Below are 12,366 nucleotides of genomic sequence, written 5' to 3'. Positions count from 1 at the left end.
CGCGGATTTTAGCAGAGGGGATGCCTTGCCCGCCGGATGGCAAGGCCCGCACCGTATTCCCTGGCCTTCCGGCGCCCAGCCGTTTTGCTATAGTTTCCGTGACCCATACCCTCGCCATGCACTATCGTTTTTGGGAGTGAGCGTCATGTTCAACATCGACCCCAATTACCTCGGTCCTCTGGTTTCGTCCGTGGCCGCCTGCGCATCCTGGCTGGCGTACTGGTTCAGCCGGCGCATGCAGCCCATCGCCCAGGCGTCGAAGCTGATGGACCGGATGTATGAACTCGATAAACTGGTTCTCCAGTATCCCGGCGAGTTCGCCGCCTTCATGGCCGAGGCAGGCCGGCAGACGCCATATTTCGGGGATATCACCATCCCGCGCGACAAGTGCTATTTCCGCCTGAAAAGCATTGTCTATTTCCATCTGAACGCCTTTGAAGAGATCTACCTGGCCACGCTGGATCCGCAGTTGAACATCCAGTTCGAAGGCGAGCATTGGCACTCCTATATTCTGGGCAGGATGCGGCACCCCTTGCTCAAGGAAATTTTTCGCCGGGAAGGCTATCGGATCTACAAGGGGAAATTCGCCGATTTCATTGAAAAACACGCGGATGAGATAGCCCGACCCTGCGATCCGGATGGCTGGTAGCCCGCTCGAATTGCCTGATATCCTGGTGGGCATGGCGAGGTCCGACCTTTAGGAGAGCCGACATGCGCTACGTTTTCTGCCTTTCGCTGATTATTGCGCTCTTTGGTGGCGCCCAGGCCGCCTGCCCCAGCCCGGAAAGTGTGGCTGCCCTTGCCAGCCAGTGGCGGGACATGCAGCCGATCAGCGGGCTGGACAAGGACATGAGCCCGACCGATGCCGCCTGCGCCCGGCAACTGCTGGTTGGCGAACTGGTCCGGAGCGAGGGCCGGATCGTCGGCTACAAGGCCGGGCTGACCAATGCCGCCGTGCAGAAACGCTTCGGTACTGACGCCCCGGTGCGCGGCATCCTGTTCGAGAAAATGCTGCTCGCCGACGGCGCCGAACTGCCCGCCAAGTTCGGCACCCGGCCGGTGTTCGAAGCCGATCTCGTCGTCGAGGTGAAGGATGAAGGCATCAACCAGGCGCGGACGCCGGCCGAAGTCCTGCCTCACCTCAGCGCGCTCATTCCCTTCATCGAACTGCCAGATCTGCTGCTCGACCCCGGGGAAACCCCCAACAGCGCCACGCTGACCGCCATCAACGCCGGCGCCCGCCTCGGCATTCTCGGCCGGCGGATAGCCCCGATGCCTGCCCACCTCGACACCCTGGCCAGCATGTCGGTCGTTGTCCGCGACGTCGCCGATGGCAACAGGGAACTCGCTCGCGGCCCGGGCAGCGCCATCCTCGAGCACCCGCTGAACGCCGTGATCTGGCTGGCCCGCGACCTTGCCCGCAACGGCCGCCAACTGAAGGCCGGCGACCTGCTCAGCCTGGGCTCTTTCATGCCCCTGATGCCGCCCAAGCCGGGCATGAACATTCGGGTCAGCTATGAAGGGCTACCCGGAATGCCGGGTGTGGGGGTCAAGTTCAAGTAGGCCGAGCGTGGTTTGTCTATGCGAATGAGCTAGACTTGCTCTGGTTGCTTCCCTGTATTTACAACATGATAGAACCCGTCCTGCCGGCCAGTTCAGCAGCATCGTTATTGAAATACCTGCTGCAGTGGCTACGCAGCCTGAGTCGGGCTTCCGACGAAAGGAAGGCCGCTTGCATCCACGCAATCGAAAGCGTGATTACCGGCGTCAGAAGGACTGAGCGGTATTGCCGGGAGCGCGATCAAGGCAAAGTCGATCCAGCCACCGAAGCCGAACTGGCCGCCATGTGGACCGAGTTGGGATTTCAACTTGAAGCGCTCGGTGTGAAGAAACTCGCCAAACGCTGCAACGTCAATGGCCAGTACTGGGCGTCACCGCAGAAATTCTCGGATGAATGGTGGGAGCAGGCGGACATCGGTCTCGAGTCAGTCGACAAACTGGCTCGCCGAATCAAGGCGGAAATCCAGGTAAATGGCGCTCCCCAGCCCTAATACAGGCCAGCAGCGCAGTGGTCCGATTTGTAATTTTGAACGTCGTCTAACTTCAACGCCTAGTCCCATGAACCTCAAAAAATTTCTGCTCACGACCTGCACTCTCCTCGCTACCCTGCCCGCTATCGCCGGCCCCGACGCAGCGGCGCTGACCAGTTGCCTGACAGACAACACCAGTGGCAAGGATCGCAAGGACCTCGCCAAGTGGGTCTTTGCGGCGATGGCGAGCCATCCCGAGATTCGCGAATTCGCCAACGTGGCGGACAAGGTGCGTGATCAGACGTCGAATACCATGGGCGTGCTGGTTACCCGCCTACTCAGCGAGGACTGCGCGAAACAGACGCAGGCGGCGATCAAGAACGAAGGTGCGACGGCCATGCAGACTGCGTTCCGGGCGCTGGGCGGGCTGGCCATGCAGGAATTGATGTCCAATCCGGACGTCAATGCCTCGTTCAGCACCTTCGAGAAATACCTGGACCGCAAGAAGATCGAGGCGGCCATTCCGGCCAAGTGATGGCTGGACCGCGGCGTTGCGGCGCGCTTAGGTGATACCGCGCGCCAGGCAGGTCTTGTAGCGGCCTTCGACCCGGCGGGCGAACCATTCGGTGGTCAGCCTGCGGGTGATCTTCGGGCTTTTCAGGTCGATCTGCGGCATGGCCTGGCGGGGCATGGGCTTGCCCAGCTTGTCGGCCATTTCGAAGACGCGGGTGAACAGCGGACTGCGGCTGAAGGCGGCGGTCTTTTCGAGCAGCAGGTCGCGGCGAATCTGCGGGCGGCTCATGTCCAGCTTGTAGGCAATGCCCAGCGCGGCATCCTCGACGCTGCTGGCGACATTGGCCGGCAGGCCGTTCTCGTAGCGCAGCAGGTCACCGTCCGGCGCCAGCGGTTTGCCGCTGAGCTTGCCGAGCGCCAGCTGGAAGGCGGCATTGCGGCTGCTGTAGCGGCCGGCGTTGAAATCGGCGAAGCGATAGACGATCTGGTCGTAGGGCACTTCGTAGTCGAGCAGGATGGCGCTGCCGAAATAGAGTCCGCCGCGCCGGGTGAATACCTCGTTGCGCAGCTTCCTGGCGATCGGGTACGGGTAGCTGCGTTCCTTGACGTGCTGGGCGGCAAATTCGACGCTGACCTGCATCGGGCCGCCGGTGCGCACCGGGTTGTAGTCGGCAAACAGCTGCCGGCCGAAGGGTAGCTCGCCGATCATGTCCTCGAACAGGTCGTTGAGCTGGGTTTCGGTCTTCAGCGCGTCGATGCGCTCGTTGTAGCTCTTGCCGGTCGGCGAGTTCTTGCTCAGCGCGGCGGTGACGATCAGCGACGGCACGCCGTAACGTCCGGCCCGCATTTCCAGCTCCTTGCGCACGATGTTGGGCAGGCCGGGCACCACCGGGTCGGCCTGGAAGCTCGATTCCTGCTCGATGACGGCCATCGCCGCGCAATAGGTCTGCGTGGCGTGCGGCACTTCCAGCGCCTTGAACGCGGTGTGCAGGTCTTCGGCCCACCCGGCCCTGTCCTTGACGGTGCCGGGCAGCAGGCGGGCGATGCGCTTCCTGACTTCGGTCTCGCCCAACGAAGTCGGCCAGGCGGTGGCCGTCCGGCCGTCGGCACGCCGCGCCATGTCGGGCGGCAGCGCCGGACCTTCGCCCTCGCCTTCCTCGAAAGTCGAACAGCCGGCCAGCAGGACGGCGATCATCAAGGCGGGAAGAACGGTACGGCGCATCGAAACGGGCGGATCAGGCGGCAGCCGGGACGCGGCAGACCAGCATGATGTTGGCGAAAGGCTTGCCTTCGTTCATCGGGTCGGTCTCGACGCTGAAGCCGAGGCTTTGCAGCAAGGCGACCCACTCGGCCAGCGGCCGGCAGTAGAGGCGTGGCAGGCGATGGCCGCGGACGAAGGTGACGGCGTGGTCGACCCAGTTGCACAGGTGGTAGGGCAGCCCGGCCGAGGCGTCGCCGACGCGGGTAAGGAACAGGCCGCCGGGCGGCAGTGCGGCGCGGATACGCTTCAGCACGTCCTTCTGGTGGGCATGGTCGAAATAATGCAGGGCGTCGAGGATGGTGACGACATCGGCCTTGCCGAAATCGGCCTTGGTCATGTCGCCCTGCTCGATACGGACGACCGGGTGGTCGGCCCCGAAGGCGCGGGCGGCACGGTCCACGTCCTTCTGCATCAGTTCGATGCCGTGCAGGTGCTGTGGCTTCGGCGCGGCCGGCCAGTCCTTCGGCCAATGGCCGGCTTCGTACAGCTTGCGGGCGGCGAGCAGCCAGGCGAACAGGCTGCCCTGGCCGCAACCGAGGTCGAGGTAGCGCCCTTCGGCGGGGAACAGGCCGCGCTTGAGGATTTCGCGGAAGATGCTGTCGGAGGACAGCTTGCCGCGTGAATAGTGGTAGGCGAAATGGCCGTTGCCGTTGAAGGGGCGGCTGGCTTCGTCGAGCAGGGAGCGCAGGAAACGCTTGGTCATGATGTGGCGTCGTTCAGCGTGACGGGGTTGAGTTGTTGGTCGCGCAGCGTGGCGAGCAGGCGCGGCAGCACGGCGAGGATGACCGGCTGGCCATCCGCCGTGCGGGCGGCATGGCCGTCGTGCAGGAGCAGGATGTCGCCCGGGCCGAGGTCGCGGCTCAGGCGCTCGAACACCGTGTCCGGGTCGCCGCAGCGCGTGTCGTAGGGGCGGCGCGTCCAGGCGGCGAGCTTGATGCCGAGCCGGTGCAGCACCGGGTCGAGGAAGGGATTGCGCAAGCCGGCGGTGGCGCGGAAGTAGCGCGGCGTGCGGCCGGTGATGTCGGCCAGCGTTGCCTGCCCGGCGGCAATGTCGGTGCGCATGCGGCCGGGACCGAAGAAGGCGAAGACCTTGGAATGGCTGTCGCCGTGGTTCTCCACCTGATGGCCGCGGGCGACGATGTCGCGGCACAGCGCCGGATTTTCGCGGGCCCGCCAGCCGATGCAGAAGAAGGTGGCCTTGGCGCCGGCGGCGTCCAGAATGTCGAGGACTTGCGGCGTGACCTCGGGGTCGGGGCCGTCGTCGATGGTGATTGCCACTTCGCGGTGAGCGATGGCGGCAGCCGGCAGGCGGGTCAGGTTCGGTCCGAGCAGCGTCGAGCGCGGCAGCAGGCCGGCGGTGGTGATCACCGCATGGTTGATGACCAGGGCACCGAGCGCCCACGGCCAGACGGCCGGCGCGAACAGGCAGCCGATGGCGGCGCCGGCGTGGATGGCCAGCGTGGCGCGGATGGCGGGGGTCGGTTTCCAGGGGGTCGGCATGCTCAGGCAGTAAAGTGGCCGCGGTCGAGAAAATCTTCCCACAAATTGCGCCAGGCCGGCCAATCGTGGTCGCCAGCGACAACCTGGCGCGAGCCGGCCGGGAAGCGTTCGGCGATGGCCTGCATGCCGGCGGCGAAACGGTCGTCGCGGCCGTGGCCGACGAAGACCGGCAATTCGGCCGGCGGGGCTTTAAGCCAGCGATAGACACGGAATTCCGGGTCGGTCAATTCCTCGGCCGTCGGTTGCCAGGCGTCGAGGCCACCGGCGCGGGCGATGGCATTGGTGGTCAGCCGACTGCCCGGGTAGGGCGCGATCAGGCACAGGCCATCGATGGCGCCCGGATGGTCGGCGTTCAGGCTGAGCGCCAGCAGGCCGCCAAGCGAAATACCGGCCAGCCAGATGCGCCGGTAGGTGTGGCGGGCCGGCCGGAGAATCTGCTCGACCAAGGCGGGAATCGCCTCGCCGGCGGACACCGCGTCGAGGCCGAGATCGACGGCCAGCAGGTCAAGCGGCAGACCTTCGGCGGCGGGAAAGAAATGCTCGGCGTAGTGCTCGGGCGTCATGTAGGCACCGGGCAGCAGGACGAGCAGCGTGTCGGCGCCGCCTAGCCGGGATGCGGCCTGTGCTACGGTGCGCAGGCTCATGGCGTGGTTCCACGTGAAACGCCGGGGCTCATGTCGGCTGCCCGGCTGGAGCCTTGTTGCCGACGAAACAGGCGGAGAGCAGCAGGGCGAGCACGGCACCCGGCCCAACCGTGGCGCCGACGGCGTGCAGCACCGGCACGTTGGACAGGGCGAGCGTGCCGAAGCCGATGGCGGTGGTCAGGTTGGCGATGGCCATCGAGACCAGCGTCGTGTCGTCCATGTCCACCGCGTTGCCCGGCTGGTCGAAGAACAGGACGTAATTGGAGCCAACGGCGACGATGAGCAGCATGCCGATCAGGTGCAGCAGGTGCAGCTGTTCGCCGGCGAGGTGCAGGCCGGCGATGACCAGAATGACGGCGATGAGCAGCGGCAGCAGCACGGTGCCCAGGCGGCGCAGCGAGCGCCGGGTGACGGCGAGCAGGCCGACGATGGCGACGAAACCGGCCAGCGACAGCACGGTCGCTTCGTGCAGATAGTCGTTGTACAGCGTGTCGAATTCGTTCTTCATGTCGATGAACAAGGCGCCGGAGCCGGCCAGCGCGGCGCGTACCGGTTCGATGGCGATATCGACGCCCTTCTCGCCGCCGGGCGGGCGCAGCGGCAGCAGCACGCTCCAGCCGTTCGGGCGTTGCATCAGCAAGGAATCGACGGCCAGCGCCAGGCCGGTGCCGTTCAGGGATTCGCGGCTGACGCTGCCCTGGGTACGGGTCTTTTCGACATCGGCGAGGAAGCCGGCCAGCTTGTTGGCGGCGAGCGGCGAATCGGCCAGTGCGGCCTGCAGGCGCAGTTGCAGCTCAGCCGTTTCCGGCAGCGCGGCACGGCGGCTGGCCTGCATGGCCTGACTGGGCAGGAAGCGGGCCGGGTTGTCGTAGCCGCCGATGACGCCGGCGGCGATCAGGGCGTCGAGCTTCTGCCCTGCCCGCTCGGCGGCCTGCAGCGCGGCTTCGCGGTCGGGTGCGCTGATCACCGCCATGTAGCGGGCGTCGGGGGCCGAGATGTCGGCGCGCAAGGCCTGGTCGACGGCGCCGTCGGCGGCGCTGACCGTGCTCAGGGCCGACAGGTTGGGATGCCACAGATGATCGCGATTGACCGCGAGCAAGGCGGCCGCCGCCACGGCGAGCAGCAATACCGGCCAGCGCAGGCCTTGGAGCACGGCGATGCAACGTTTGAGGCGGGGCGCCAAATGGCTGAGATCGCGCATGGCGAAATTGTTGCCGGCCAATGGCGGCAGGATGAAACGGGTAACCAGCGCGGCGGCCAGCACGCCGCTCAGCGAATAGAGTCCGAGCTGGGCGAGGCCGGGGAAGCCGGAGAAGAGCAGCGCCGCGAAGCCGCAGGCCGAGGTCAGCACGCCGAGGCGGATGGTCGGCCAGAAACGGTCGCGCCAATGGTCGGCGCCAAGCCGGTTGGCCTGCACGAAGTAGTAGATCGAGTAATCGACCGCCTCGCCGATCAGCGCCGAGCCGAAGCCGACGGTGATGCCGAACACCGTGCCGTAGGCCAGGCTGACGGCGACGACGCCGGCCAGCGCGCCGCTGACCACCGGCAGAAGGCCAAGGGTCATCAGGCGTAGCGAGCGGTAGACGAAGAAGAGGACGGCGACGATGGCGACGGTGCTGATGGTGGACAGGCGGCTGACTTCGCTCTTGATGGTGGCCCGTGCCTTGACCGCGAACAGGCCGGGGCCGGACAGCTGCAGGCTGAGCGTGGCGCCCGGCGCGGCGGCGGCGAATTCGCTACGGATCAGGCCGATGGCCGTTTCCTGGCCGTCGGTGTCGGAACCGAGCGCCGCGGTCTGGATGAGCAGCATGGCCCGTTCGCCGTCGCGCGAAGCCCACACGCCGTCGCGGGCATTGGGCTGGGCGCCGGCGTCGAGGCCGGAAACCAGTTCGACCAGTTCGCCGGTCGGGTCGCGCGGCAGCAGCGGTTTTAGCATCATGCCGGCCGGCGAGGCGAGCAGGTCGATGCTGTTGGCGACGGCCTCGCGCAGGCCATCCACAGCGAAGCGTTCTGGCTTGACGGCCGGGCTGAGCAGATAGCGGTGGTCGAACAGGAAGTCGCGGTCGGCATTCATGCTGCCGGCCTCGCCGTTCTGCACCGAGGCGAACTCGGGCCGTTTTTCCAGCCGGCTGCGCAAGCCGCGCGAGGCGGCGGCGCGCTGGGCCGAATCGCCGCCGGCAATGGCGACCATCAACAGGCGGGAGACGACGCCCTCCTTCAGCTGGTCGACCAGCACCTGCTGCTCGGCGCTCGGCTTGGCCGGCAGGAAGAAGGACATGTCGGCCGCGAAATGGCTGTTCCAGACGACGAGCGCCCCGGCCAGCATGGCGAGCAGCCAGATTGCGAGGGCGCGGCCGGCCTGACGGGTCATTTGCCGTCGACCGGATCGATATTCAGCACCGAGCGGTCGCCGTCGGCCTGCAGATATTCGATGATGCGCACCTGGTTCTTGCTGCCGGTGACCGTGATGCGCTGGACCATGCTGGCGATTTTCTGGTCGCTGGGCAGCAGGGTCAGCACCCACTTGTCCGAATTGCCCGACAGGTAAAGCGCGTAGTTTTTCTCCAGCGCCGCCCGGTTGCCGGACAGCGTGCCGCGGATGCTGTCGACGAAGGCCAGCGCCTCCGGCTGGTTGGCGAGGTTGATCGACAGTTTCTGCTTGTCGCGTTCGATGGACAGGATGTCCTTGTCGAGCAGCAAGGTCTCGACCTTGGGGGTCAAGGTGCGCTTTTCCAGGCGGTCGGGCGGGGTGTAGGTCATTTCGCCGGTGGACACCACCGGCTTGTCGAGGATGGCGAGGTATTTCTTCTCGACGAACTTGGCCTTGCCGCCCTTATGCTGGGCCAGATCGCCCATCAGTTGGCCGATGTCGAAGGCGGCGCTGGCCGGCAGCGTGACGGCGAACAGGAGACAGCCGAGCAGGCGTTTGATCATTTTTTCTGCCAGAAGTCGAAGAAATTGAACCAGTTGTACGGGGCCAGACGGCAATAATGCGTCAGGCGATCGGCATAGTGTTGCATGGCGGCGCGGATCTCCGCATCGCGTTCCTCGCGCGGGGTGTGCGAAAAATCGGCCAGCGGTTCGAAATGCAGCCGGTAGCGGTTGCCGCCGAGGTAGAGCCCGGTCATGAAGAAGACCGGGCGGCGCAGCATGGCGGCCATGCGCCACGGACCGGTCGGAAACGGCGCCATTTCGTCGAGGAAACGGCAATCGACGGTGGCGTCGTCCTTCAGGCTGCGGTCGGCCAGCATGCCCACCGCGTAGCCGGCGTCGAGCATGTCGCGGGCGTGCAGCATCGAATCCATGCGGCCGAGCGGGATGATGTCGCGGCTGGCCGCTGGGTTGATCGCTTCCAGGGTGGTGTTGATCTTGCGGGCGTTTTCCTCGTACATCAGCATGGCCACCTTCAGCCCGGCCTGGCTGCGGCCGACCGCGCGCAGCACTTCGAAACTGCCGAGATGGGCGCCGATCAGCAAGGCGCCGGGATGGCTGCGCGCCGCTTCATTGACCGCCTCGGCGCCGACCACCTCGATGTCGAACAGGTCGAAACGGTCGTTGAGCAGGTAGATGCGGTCGTGGATGGTGCTCGCGAAGCTGAACACATGGCGATAGCCGTCCGACCATTCGGCCCAGCGATCCAGCGCCCGGTGCAGGTAATTGCGGCTGAAGCGGCGGGCCTTGGGCGAAAAGAGCACGAAATAGCCGGCGATGCCGTAGAGGACGAGGCGGCCGATGCTGCGCCCGAAAGTCAGCGAAATCCACACCATCAGCTTGAGGATGGCCAGATTGCTGCGCTCCTGCTGGCGCAGCCAATCGGCTTCCGAGGTTTTTTCCTGGCTCATGGCGCGGGCGGCGTCAGGCTGCCGGCGGCGACTTCGCGCCCTGCCCCGCGTACGGTGAAGGCGATGGCGCCGCTGGGTTTTTGCGCCAAGGAGAAAGTGAGCGTTTCCTCCGGTCCGACCGGGCTGAAGAATTTGGCATTGCCGACCTGCCAGTTCAGCCCCGGACGGCCGAGCATTTCCTCGGCAAACCGGATGGCGCAGTCGAGCAGGACGACGCCGGGCACGATGGGGCGGCCGGGAAAATGGCCGGCAAAAGCCGGATGATCGGCCGGCACGGTCCAGTGAAATTCAGCTTCGGCCATGCCCTACCTTTTCGGCGTACAGCGCCTGCAGGCCGCTGCGCGGTAACTTGCCGGTGCTGTTGCGCGGCAGTGCGTCGAGCAGCACCAGCGGTCGCGGCAGGAAAATGGCTTCGATCCGCTCGCGCAGCGCCACGGTGATCTGGCGGGCAGTCAGGCCAGGCGCGACGACGAAGGCGGTCAGCCGGGTGATGCCGTCCGGGTCTTCCTCGTCGGGCAGGAAGAAGGCGCCATCGACGACGCCGGGCACGGCGCCGAGCTGGTGGTTCAGGTAGGCCAGCGAAGTGCGCTTGCCGGCGATGTTGATCAGGTCGGCGTGGCGGCCGTGCAGCAGGAAGCGCTGGTCTGGCAGCAGTTCGATGATGTCGGACAGCGCGATACGGCCTTCGACATGGCCGTCGCAGGCCACCGTGTCGTCGCCGTCCTGCTCCAGGCGCACGTCGGGCAGCAGGGTCCACGCCGCGCCGTCGGTGGTACGCCGGCTGGCCAGTTGGCCGGACTCGGTCGAGCCGTAGATTTCGAGAACCGGCGCGCCGGTGCGCGCCTCCGCCTCGGCGGCCAGCCCGGTGGACAGCGGCGCGGTGGCCGAGAGCAGGATGTCGATGGCCGGCAGGTCGATGCCGGACGCGAGCAGCGCCGACAGATGGAAAGGGGTGGTGACCAGCAGCCGGGGCTGCGGTACGGTGGCCAGCGCGGCGGCGATGTCCTGCGGGTAGAACGGCTTGCCGGCCCAGAAGGCGCAGCCGCCGTGCAGCGCGAGCAGGAAGGTCGATTCGAAGCCGTAGCTGTGCTGGACCGGGACAGTGCCGACCAGGACGTGCAGCTTGGCGTCCAGCCCGAGCGCGACGGCTTCGGCCCGGCCGTTGCGGACCAGCTTGCCCCAGGTCTTGCGCTGCGCCTGCGGCAGGCCGGTCGACCCGGAGGTGAACAGAATGGCGGCCAGCTGGTCGGCCGGAATGTGCGGAATGGCCGTGCCGGGCGGCGATTTGCGCTGGCCGGTTTGATCGGGGAAATCGAAGCGGTGCAGGTCCAGCGTATCGGCCGTGCCGTCGCACAGGGCGATCAGATCCGGATAGTCGGCCTGCAGGCGGCGGAAGGTTTCCGGCGATTGCGACGACGGCTGCAGGCTGGTCATGCCGCGCAGCAGCCCGGCGGCGAAGCCGACGGCGAAGCGGTAGCGGTCGTGGCACAGGTTGAGCAGGTGGCCGGTGGCCGGCAACTGTTCGGCCAGGGCGTGCACGTCGGCCAGATAGGCGCCGACGCTGACCGGGCCCGTCGGGCGCCAGGCGAAGATGGCGCTCAGGTCGCCATGGGTGAGCAGCGGTATGGTGTTCATGACGGATTGGCCGGCGGTATCTGCTTGCCGTGCATGCGATAGGCCCGGGCGACCTGGGCGATGCTCGGCCTTTCCTCTGGCGGCAGCACGCACCGTCGCCACAGATACTCGGCGACGAACATGCCGATGAGCAGCGGCAGCGACAGCAGGTTGGCGAAAACCGACCAGACCGACTGCGGCGCCAGCAGCCACAGGATGGCCGAAACCAATGCGTTGGCCAGGAAGAACAGCGCCCACGCCAGGGTGGCCTGCTGGGTGTAGCGCCGTTTGCGTTCGGAAATCTTGCCGTGATAAATGGCGCGTGCCATCTGGGTGATCAGCGCCTCGCCGCCGCCGAGCAGGCTGCGCCCGAACAGCGTGGCGAGCGCCAGGTTGGTGCCGAGGTGCTGGATGAAAAAAACCAGCGGCACGTTCTGGCGCAGGGTGGGCCACAGCCAGATCAGGCCGCCGAGCAACAGCAGGTTGCCGCCGCCGGCGAGCAGCGGATGCCGGGTGCGCCACAGCAGCAAGCCGACCGCCGCGATGATGGGCGACACGCCGAGCAGTACCGACAGATCGGGCGAACTGTCGCCGGCGGTGCCGTAATGGGCGAGCAGCGCCCAGGCGACGAGGAAGACGGCCACGGCCAGGCCGCGCAGCAGCTGGGCCAGGCGTCGGGTCATTTGGTTCGCTGGCTGGCGATGTAGGTGGTCAGGGCGCGCAGCGACGCGAAGATGCGGATGTTGTCTTCGTTGTCCGACTTGAGCTGCAGGCCGTAGCGCTTGGAAATGACCAGGGCGATTTCGAGCACGTCGATGGAATCCAGACCGAGTCCTTCGCCGAACAGCGGTGCGCCGGCTTCGATTTCCTGCGGCGCCAGGTCGAGATTGAGGGCCGAAACGATCAGTTCGGCGACTTCCGGCAACAGGGCTTCGATGGCTTGCGACATGACGGGACTTCCG

Annotated in this window: 15 protein-coding genes; 4 read left to right on the top strand and 11 right to left on the bottom strand. The window is 66.4% G+C overall.

Features of this window, described 5'->3' with window-relative positions; all coding sequences use genetic code 11:
* Window positions 1-25: 25 nt before the first annotated feature.
* From LZ012_RS02120 to LZ012_RS02105, 4 genes are all read left to right on the top strand, one after another.
* Window positions 26-649, top strand: a complete 624-nt coding sequence (locus LZ012_RS02120) for a hypothetical protein (protein ID WP_275707057.1) — start codon at window positions 26-28, stop codon at window positions 647-649.
* 62 nt (window positions 650-711) lie between these two features.
* A complete protein-coding gene (locus LZ012_RS02115; RefSeq protein ID WP_275707055.1) occupies window positions 712-1,563 on the top strand; it encodes a 2-keto-4-pentenoate hydratase in 852 nt (283 codons plus the stop codon).
* 65 nt (window positions 1,564-1,628) lie between these two features.
* Window positions 1,629-2,051 (top strand): hypothetical protein, encoded by a 423-nt coding sequence (locus tag LZ012_RS02110; protein WP_275707052.1) that lies wholly within the window; start codon window positions 1,629-1,631, stop codon window positions 2,049-2,051.
* A 67-nt stretch (window positions 2,052-2,118) separates the two neighbouring features.
* Window positions 2,119-2,565, top strand: coding sequence for a hypothetical protein (locus tag LZ012_RS02105; RefSeq protein ID WP_275707050.1), 447 nt, complete (start codon window positions 2,119-2,121; stop codon window positions 2,563-2,565).
* A gap of 27 nt (window positions 2,566-2,592) precedes the next feature.
* Here LZ012_RS02105 and LZ012_RS02100 read toward each other — a convergent pair whose 3' ends face one another.
* Genes LZ012_RS02100 through LZ012_RS02050 form a run of 11 tightly spaced genes read right to left on the bottom strand, consistent with a single transcriptional unit; the run spans window position 2,593 to window position 12,353 of the window.
* On the bottom strand, window positions 2,593-3,765 hold the full coding sequence (locus tag LZ012_RS02100) for a DUF1615 domain-containing protein (RefSeq protein WP_275707048.1): 1,173 nt from the start codon (window positions 3,763-3,765) through the stop codon (window positions 2,593-2,595).
* A gap of 13 nt (window positions 3,766-3,778) precedes the next feature.
* Window positions 3,779-4,507 carry a class I SAM-dependent methyltransferase gene (locus tag LZ012_RS02095; RefSeq protein ID WP_275707046.1) on the bottom strand — a complete coding sequence of 243 codons (729 nt, stop codon included), beginning with the start codon at window positions 4,505-4,507 and terminating at the stop codon, window positions 3,779-3,781.
* Window positions 4,504-5,304, bottom strand: coding sequence for a polysaccharide deacetylase family protein (locus LZ012_RS02090; protein ID WP_275707043.1), 801 nt, complete (start codon window positions 5,302-5,304; stop codon window positions 4,504-4,506). Before LZ012_RS02090 ends, LZ012_RS02095 begins: the two co-directional genes overlap by 4 nt.
* Before the next feature lie 2 nt (window positions 5,305-5,306).
* Window positions 5,307-5,948 carry a hypothetical protein gene (locus LZ012_RS02085; protein WP_275707040.1) on the bottom strand — a complete coding sequence of 214 codons (642 nt, stop codon included), beginning with the start codon at window positions 5,946-5,948 and terminating at the stop codon, window positions 5,307-5,309.
* A gap of 28 nt (window positions 5,949-5,976) precedes the next feature.
* Window positions 5,977-8,319 (bottom strand): MMPL family transporter, encoded by a 2,343-nt coding sequence (locus tag LZ012_RS02080; protein ID WP_275707038.1) that lies wholly within the window; start codon window positions 8,317-8,319, stop codon window positions 5,977-5,979.
* The gene (locus LZ012_RS02075; RefSeq protein ID WP_275707036.1) at window positions 8,316-8,882 is read right to left on the bottom strand and encodes a LolA-related protein; all 567 of its coding nucleotides are present in this window, start codon (window positions 8,880-8,882) and stop codon (window positions 8,316-8,318) included. The genes LZ012_RS02080 and LZ012_RS02075 overlap by 4 nt, the downstream gene beginning before the upstream one ends.
* Complete coding sequence (locus LZ012_RS02070) at window positions 8,879-9,790, bottom strand: LpxL/LpxP family acyltransferase (protein WP_275707034.1); 912 nt, start codon at window positions 9,788-9,790, stop codon at window positions 8,879-8,881. Before LZ012_RS02070 ends, LZ012_RS02075 begins: the two co-directional genes overlap by 4 nt.
* Complete coding sequence (locus tag LZ012_RS02065) at window positions 9,787-10,092, bottom strand: ApeI family dehydratase (protein ID WP_275707032.1); 306 nt, start codon at window positions 10,090-10,092, stop codon at window positions 9,787-9,789. Before LZ012_RS02065 ends, LZ012_RS02070 begins: the two co-directional genes overlap by 4 nt.
* Entirely contained in the window at window positions 10,079-11,425 is a 1,347-nt protein-coding gene (locus LZ012_RS02060) for an AMP-binding protein (RefSeq protein WP_275707030.1), read from the bottom strand. The genes LZ012_RS02065 and LZ012_RS02060 overlap by 14 nt, the downstream gene beginning before the upstream one ends.
* On the bottom strand, window positions 11,422-12,087 hold the full coding sequence (locus LZ012_RS02055; RefSeq protein ID WP_275707027.1) for a COG4648 family protein: 666 nt from the start codon (window positions 12,085-12,087) through the stop codon (window positions 11,422-11,424). The genes LZ012_RS02060 and LZ012_RS02055 overlap by 4 nt, the downstream gene beginning before the upstream one ends.
* Window positions 12,084-12,353: a phosphopantetheine-binding protein gene (locus tag LZ012_RS02050; protein ID WP_275707024.1), complete on the bottom strand. Its 270-nt coding sequence runs from the start codon at window positions 12,351-12,353 to the stop codon at window positions 12,084-12,086. Before LZ012_RS02050 ends, LZ012_RS02055 begins: the two co-directional genes overlap by 4 nt.
* Window positions 12,354-12,366 lie beyond the last annotated feature (13 nt).

The sequence above is a fragment of the Dechloromonas hankyongensis genome (assembly GCF_022012295.1).
GTDB lineage: Bacteria > Pseudomonadota > Gammaproteobacteria > Burkholderiales > Rhodocyclaceae > Azonexus > Azonexus hankyongensis.
The sequence above is the reverse complement of the archived record's forward strand: the minus strand, read 5'-3'. Positions and strand labels throughout refer to the sequence as shown.

Excerpts from the sequence above, each read along its gene's own strand:
- LZ012_RS02060 (WP_275707030.1), bottom strand. The coding sequence starts at position 11,425 with ATGAACACCATACCGCTGCTCACCCATGGCGACCTGAGCGCCATCTTC.
- LZ012_RS02100 (WP_275707048.1), bottom strand. The coding sequence starts at position 3,765 with ATGCGCCGTACCGTTCTTCCCGCCTTGATGATCGCCGTCCTGCTGGCC.
- LZ012_RS02090 (WP_275707043.1), bottom strand. The coding sequence starts at position 5,304 with ATGCCGACCCCCTGGAAACCGACCCCCGCCATCCGCGCCACGCTGGCC.
- LZ012_RS02070 (WP_275707034.1), bottom strand. The coding sequence starts at position 9,790 with ATGAGCCAGGAAAAAACCTCGGAAGCCGATTGGCTGCGCCAGCAGGAG.
- LZ012_RS02065 (WP_275707032.1), bottom strand. The coding sequence starts at position 10,092 with ATGGCCGAAGCTGAATTTCACTGGACCGTGCCGGCCGATCATCCGGCT.
- LZ012_RS02055 (WP_275707027.1), bottom strand. The coding sequence starts at position 12,087 with ATGACCCGACGCCTGGCCCAGCTGCTGCGCGGCCTGGCCGTGGCCGTC.
- LZ012_RS02075 (WP_275707036.1), bottom strand. The coding sequence starts at position 8,882 with ATGATCAAACGCCTGCTCGGCTGTCTCCTGTTCGCCGTCACGCTGCCG.
- LZ012_RS02085 (WP_275707040.1), bottom strand. The coding sequence starts at position 5,948 with ATGAGCCTGCGCACCGTAGCACAGGCCGCATCCCGGCTAGGCGGCGCC.
- LZ012_RS02115 (WP_275707055.1), top strand. The coding sequence starts at position 712 with ATGCGCTACGTTTTCTGCCTTTCGCTGATTATTGCGCTCTTTGGTGGC.
- LZ012_RS02110 (WP_275707052.1), top strand. The coding sequence starts at position 1,629 with ATGATAGAACCCGTCCTGCCGGCCAGTTCAGCAGCATCGTTATTGAAA.
- LZ012_RS02105 (WP_275707050.1), top strand. The coding sequence starts at position 2,119 with ATGAACCTCAAAAAATTTCTGCTCACGACCTGCACTCTCCTCGCTACC.
- LZ012_RS02050 (WP_275707024.1), bottom strand. The coding sequence starts at position 12,353 with ATGTCGCAAGCCATCGAAGCCCTGTTGCCGGAAGTCGCCGAACTGATC.
- LZ012_RS02095 (WP_275707046.1), bottom strand. The coding sequence starts at position 4,507 with ATGACCAAGCGTTTCCTGCGCTCCCTGCTCGACGAAGCCAGCCGCCCC.
- LZ012_RS02080 (WP_275707038.1), bottom strand. The coding sequence starts at position 8,319 with ATGACCCGTCAGGCCGGCCGCGCCCTCGCAATCTGGCTGCTCGCCATG.